This is a genomic window from Sandarakinorhabdus oryzae (assembly GCF_009733735.1).
In the GTDB taxonomy this organism is placed as follows: domain Bacteria; phylum Pseudomonadota; class Alphaproteobacteria; order Sphingomonadales; family Sphingomonadaceae; genus Sandarakinorhabdus; species Sandarakinorhabdus oryzae.
In genome coordinates this window covers 1-4,767 of the sequence record NZ_WNJP01000195.1, presented here as the reverse complement: position 1 = coordinate 4,767, position 4,767 = coordinate 1, and the positions used below count along the sequence as shown (strand labels likewise).

At 66.8% G+C, this 4,767-nt stretch carries 3 protein-coding genes and 1 pseudogene; all 4 read left to right on the top strand.

Going from position 1 to position 4,767, the window contains the following annotated elements:
• A pseudogene (locus tag GJ693_RS17050) lies at nucleotides 1–915 on the top strand (DNA primase); the annotation flags it as partial.
• A 132-nt stretch (nucleotides 916–1,047) separates the two neighbouring features.
• On the top strand, nucleotides 1,048–3,060 hold the full coding sequence (gene rpoD, locus GJ693_RS13940; RefSeq protein ID WP_156256883.1) for an RNA polymerase sigma factor RpoD: 2,013 nt from the start codon (nucleotides 1,048–1,050) through the stop codon (nucleotides 3,058–3,060).
• Between the two features lie 70 nt (nucleotides 3,061–3,130).
• Nucleotides 3,131–3,616, top strand: a complete 486-nt coding sequence (locus GJ693_RS13935) for a hypothetical protein (protein ID WP_156256882.1) — start codon at nucleotides 3,131–3,133, stop codon at nucleotides 3,614–3,616.
• A gap of 24 nt (nucleotides 3,617–3,640) precedes the next feature.
• The gene (locus tag GJ693_RS13930; RefSeq protein WP_156256881.1) at nucleotides 3,641–4,735 is read left to right on the top strand and encodes a hypothetical protein; all 1,095 of its coding nucleotides are present in this window, start codon (nucleotides 3,641–3,643) and stop codon (nucleotides 4,733–4,735) included.
• The last annotated feature ends 32 nt before the right edge of the window (nucleotides 4,736–4,767 follow it).

Below are 4,767 nucleotides of genomic sequence, written 5' to 3'. Positions count from 1 at the left end.
GGCCAGCGCGCCGCCACCCGCGCTGCCATGCGGGCGCTGCCGCTGCTCAAGCCCGGCAAGTCGCTCAGCATCGCCACCCTGCCGCCGGGCCAGGACCCGGACGATCTGTGCCGCAGCGGCGGCGCCGCTGCATTCGAGGCGGTGCTGGCGGCAGCCGTGCCGTTGATCGATCATGTCTGGGCAACGGAAACGGTGGGGCTGGAAACCGCGACCCCCGAACGCCGCGCCCAGGCCCGGCTGCACCTGCGCGAGGCGGCGGCCAGCATCGCCGATCCTGACGTGCGCGCGCTCTACCAGGCCGAGTTCAACCAGCGTTTCGAAAACGCCTTCATGGCCCGGCCGCAGCGCGCGCCGTGGACACCGCGCAAGCCCGGCGAGAAGTGGCAGGCCCCGATCCCGCCCGCCACGCCTGCACTGAAGGCCATGGTCGCCCGCGGCCATGATCCGGTGATGGAGGCCGTGCTGGCCGGGCTGCTGTTGCGGCCGGGCCTGGCCGATGCCCATCATGACGCGCTGGCGGCGTTGCGGCCCACTGATGCCGGCGATGCCGCCGTGCTCGGCGCCGTGCTGGCGATGACGGCGGCAGACCATGGCCTTGAAAGCGCACAGCTGCTTGCCCATCTAGCTGACATCGGGTTGGCAGCCGAAGCGGAGCGGATCCGGCGCGGCAACGGCCTCAGGTTGAGTTTCACGCGGGCGGAAACGCCGGCCAGCGTGGCTGAAGCGGATTTCGCCATGACATTGGCCCAGGCCACCGCCCGGGCCGGGCTGGTTGAAGCGCTGGCGCAAGCAACGCAGCGCTTCCAGGCCAGCCTGGATGAAGCAGACTGGGATGCGCAGCAACATCTGCGCCAGGACATCGAGGCACTGGATGCGGCGATGATGAAGCTGGCGGAATCGCGGCGAGACGGCTAAAGGTGCGGTATAATATGCGCGCAAGCCGAGGCCTGCACCGCCGGGATGACTTCCAGGCGGGCGGGCTGTTGCACGTTATGGAACGGATTTGATGGGGCAATCGCCCCCTTGGGCAAAGGACGCGTGACACAGATGGCCAAGACGGTCGCGAACGAAGCCACGGATGCCAAGGCGGATGGCGATGCTCCGCTCATCGATCTCAACGAAGCCTCGATCAAGAAGCTGATCGCCCGCGCCAAGAAGCGCGGTTACATCACGTATGACGAGATCAACGAGGCCCTGCCGCAGGACCAGATGACCAGCGAGCAGATCGAGGACATCATGTCCGCGATCAACGAGATGGGCATCAACGTCGTCGAGAACGAGGAATCGGCCGACGACGGCGACGCGCCGGAAGAGGAAGAGGCCGAAGCCGAACCGGTGGATGGCGATCTCGCCCCCGCCCCGGTTGCCGCCGTCAAGGCGCCGCTGGATCGCACCGATGATCCGGTGCGCATGTATCTGCGCGAGATGGGCGCGGTGGAACTGCTCAGCCGCGAAGGCGAGATCGCCATCGCCAAGCGCATCGAGGCCGGCCGCAACACCATGATCGCCGGGCTGTGCGAAAGCCCGATGACCTTTCAGGCCATCATCGAATGGTCGAACGCCTTGAACGAAGGCCGCATGCAGCTGCGCGAGATCCTCGATCTCGAGGCCATGCTGGCCAAGGTGCCGGGCGAGGATGGCGAAGAGCCGGCCGAAGGCGGCGACTTGCCCACCGTGCAGTTCAAGGAAGACGAGGAACCGGAGGCGGAAAGTGCCCCTGCTGACGAGGAAGACGAATTCACCGAACGCCGCGCCCCGCAGCGCGCGGCCGAGGCCGAGGATGATGACGAGGGCGGGCTCTCGCTGGGCCAGATGGAAGAGCAGCTGAAGCCGGCTGCGCTCGAGAAGTTCGCCGAGATCACCAGCACTTACAAGAAGTTCCACAAGCTGCAGGAAGCCCGGCTGTCGTCGCTGCACGGCGGCCCGGCCTTCGCCAATGGCGACGAGAAGAAATACCAGAAGCTGCGCGAGGAACTGACGCGCGGCGTGCAGTCGATCCATTTCAACAACAACAAGATCGAACTGCTGGTCGAAGCGCTCTACACCCAGAACAAGCGGCTGATGGCGCTGGGCTCCAACATGCTGCGCCTGGCCGACAAGCACCGGATTCCGCGCAAGAATTTCCTGGACGAATATGTCGGTAACGAGCTGGCCGATGGCTGGCTGGCGCGCGTTTCGGGCATCGACAAGAAGTGGGCGGCCTTTGCGGACGCCGAGGGCCAGTCGATCGACCAGAACCGCCGCGAGCTGGCCGGCATTGCCGAGACCACGGGCGTTGACCTCGGCGAGTTCCGCCGCATCGTCAACATGGTGCAGAAGGGCGAACGCGAAGCCCGCATTGCCAAGAAGGAAATGGTGGAGGCTAATTTGCGCCTCGTCATCTCCATCGCCAAGAAATACACCAACCGCGGCCTGCAATTCCTTGATCTCATTCAGGAAGGCAATATCGGCCTGATGAAGGCGGTGGACAAGTTCGAGTATCGCCGCGGCTACAAATTCTCCACCTATGCCACCTGGTGGATCCGGCAGGCGATCACCCGTTCGATCGCCGACCAGGCCCGCACCATCCGCATTCCGGTGCACATGATCGAGACGATCAACAAGCTGGTGCGCACCAGCCGCCAGATTCTGCACGAGATCGGCCGCGAGCCGACCCCGGAGGAACTGGCCGAGCGGTTGTCGATGCCGCTCGAAAAGGTACGCAAGGTGATGAAGATCGCCAAGGAGCCGATCAGCCTCGAAACGCCGATCGGCGACGAGGAAGACAGCCACCTCGGCGATTTCATAGAGGACAAGAACGCTGTCATCCCGGTGGATGCGGCCATCCACAGCAACCTCAAGGAAACGGTGACCCGGGTACTCGCCAGCCTGACCCCGCGTGAAGAGCGTGTGCTGCGCATGCGCTTCGGCATCGGCATGAACACCGATCACACGCTGGAAGAAGTCGGCCAGCAATTCTCGGTCACCCGCGAGCGTATCCGCCAGATCGAGGCCAAGGCGCTGCGCAAGCTCAAGCACCCGTCGCGCAGCCGCAAGATGCGCAGCTTCCTCGACGTCTGATCGCTAAACAACGGGCGTGGGTTCCAACAGGCGGTTGCCAAGTGCAGCCGCCTGTTTCACGTTACGTGCCATGATCAGCCGCCTGCTCCTTGCCGTCTCGGCCGCCACCATTGCCGCCCCGGCCACGCCGCCACCCAGTGCCGCCGATCAGGCCGTGGCGGCCGCCACTGCAACGTCGCGATGCGGCACCGGCGAAGGCATCGGCGCGGCGGCAGAGCAGCGTGGCCCGATGGTGCTGGTGCCCGGCCTGACCCCGGCGCACATGCCGGTTACCAGCAATGCCGAGGCGCAGGCCTTTTTCGATCAGGGCCTGGGGCAGCTGTGGGGCTTTGACTATGACGAGGCGCTGGAAAGCTTCCGCGAAGCCCGGCGCCGCGACCCAGCCTGCGCCATGTGCCTGTGGGGCGAGGCGCTGGCGTTGGGTCCTTATATCAACAGCGGGCCGATCGGTGCAGACATCATCGCCAAGGCTCGCGCCCTGGTGGCCCAGACGCTGGCCAGCCCCGGCCTTGATGTGCGCAGCCAGGCGCTGGCGGAAGCGCTACATGCCCGCTAAGCCCCCGGCGGCAATGACAATGGCGTGCACGGTGACGTCTATGCCGACATGATGGTGGCCTTGAGCGTGCGCTGGCCGCAGGACAATCTGCTGGCGGTCATGGCCGCCGAAGCCATCATGTCAGCCCAGCCCTGGGATTACTGGGAAGCGGACGGCATCACCAACAAGGGGCGTGCCGCCACGGCGATTGCGCTTGCCGAGACTGTGCTGGCCCGCGCACCCAATGACCCGCAGGCCATCCACCTGCTCATCCACCTCACTGAAGCCTCTGGCCATCCGGAACGCGCGGCTGCGGCCGCCGCGCGGCTGGAAGGCGTGGCGCCGGCCGCGCCGCACATGGTGCACATGCCCAGCCACACCTGGTATCGTCTCGGCCGCTTTGCCGACAGTGTTGCCGCCAATCAGCGCGCCATTGCCGCTGATGAAGCCTATGCCCGCGCCGTGGGTGCCGAACCGCGCTTCTATGGCTATTTCAACCACCACACCCACTTCATTCTGTCATCTGCGATGCAGCTGGGTGACCGGGCGACGGCACTGGCCGCCGCCACGGCACTCGAAGCCTCGCTGACGCCCGACAAGGTGGCCGGCAACGCCCGCGCCGAGATGCGCCGGCTGAGCAGCACCCAAGCCCGACTGCATTTCATGACACAAGACGAGGTGCTGGCCATGCCGGAACCCGATGGCCGCCTTGCCCTCACGCGCATCCTGTGGCGCGGCGCGCGTGCCGAGGCGCTGGCCAGCAAGGGCCAGATCGGAGCCGCCACGGCCGAGCTGAAGGCGCTGCGCAGCGCCCGCACCGCCTTCTTCAGGCCCGGTCGCAGCCCGGAAGACACGCGCCAGCGGCTGATCGCGATGATCGATGGGTCGGCGCAGGCGCACCTGCTGGCCGCGCGCGGCGACACTGAAGCCGCGCTCCGTCTCTACCAGTCGCTGGAAACCGTCGAGGCCCGCCTGCCCTACAGCGAACCGCCACTGTGGCCGATCCCGATTGCCGTGCGTGCCGGCGAACTGCGGCTGGCCCAGGGCGACAAGGCCGGCGCGGCCGCCGACTTCCGCCGCGCGCTGGCGCTGCGCCCGGGCCTGCGTCTCGCCGCCCAGGGCCTGGCCAACGCGGGCTGAACGCCGGCCCGCAACCGATCGGGCCTCCAGCC

Bases quoted from the DNA above. Each gene is read 5' to 3' on its own strand.
- rpoD (WP_156256883.1), top strand. From the start codon at position 1,048: ATGGCCAAGACGGTCGCGAACGAAGCCACGGATGCCAAGGCGGATGGC.
- GJ693_RS13935 (WP_156256882.1), top strand. From the start codon at position 3,131: ATGATCAGCCGCCTGCTCCTTGCCGTCTCGGCCGCCACCATTGCCGCC.